Here is a 718-nt window from a genome sequence, read left to right as displayed (position 1 = left end):
GTCCGCTATGCCGATGCCGCGGAGCCGAGACGCGGTTGCTCCGACATCGGTCGGTGCCGCATCGAGTGCTTCGGCCAACAGATCGGTGGGCGCGTTGATGCTGCCCGGGTCGAACGACGCGGCCGAGCCGATCGACACCGCGAGGTCTCGGGCCGGATCACCGTCGACGGCGCGGACGGTGATCATGTCGTCCCGCCGCACCGCGGACACCGTCAACCGACCGTCGGATGCGACGCAGATCCGAGTTGCCGGAACGGGCTCGGCGCTCTCGACGTCGAACACGCGGACCGAGACGTACCAGTGAGGTTGTTCGAGAACCCGCATCCACTGCTCGAGATCTTCGTGGACGCGGCCGCCGACCAACAGTCCGGCCGAGTCGAGTGCGCCGCGGCCACGTTCCAGTGCGGAATCCCGCGCCGCAGCGTCGTCGAAGCGCGGGAATACGTTCAGGACGACGGGTAGCTCGGCGATCGACAGCTCGTCGACCAGGAAGTCCATCTCGTCCGCACCGAGTTCGGCGATCGGCAATGTGTGGCCCACCGGCACGGTTCCCAAGTCGATCAACGGCCGTTCCCGCTGGTGTCCGGCACTGTCGGATCCGCGCCGATGACAGACGGCGCAACGGTGCGGCCGTCCGCGAAGTGCTCGAACTGCTTGAGGTAGTCCGGGGTCTCGTGTTCGTCGTCCTCGGCCTGCCCGCGCGTGCCGGAGGCCGGAG

Annotated in this window: 1 protein-coding gene; it reads right to left on the bottom strand. The window is 68.2% G+C overall.

Features of this window, described 5'->3' with window-relative positions; genetic code table 11:
• A partial coding sequence (locus RHBS_RS28285; protein ID WP_145977676.1) for an ESX secretion-associated protein EspG occupies nucleotides 1-564 on the bottom strand: 564 nt, incomplete at its 3' end.
• Nucleotides 565-718 lie beyond the last annotated feature (154 nt).

Origin of the sequence: Rhodococcus sp. BS-15 (assembly GCF_000813105.1) — a bacterium.
GTDB lineage: Bacteria > Actinomycetota > Actinomycetes > Mycobacteriales > Mycobacteriaceae > Rhodococcoides.
The sequence above is the reverse complement of the archived record's forward strand: the minus strand, read 5'-3'. Positions and strand labels throughout refer to the sequence as shown.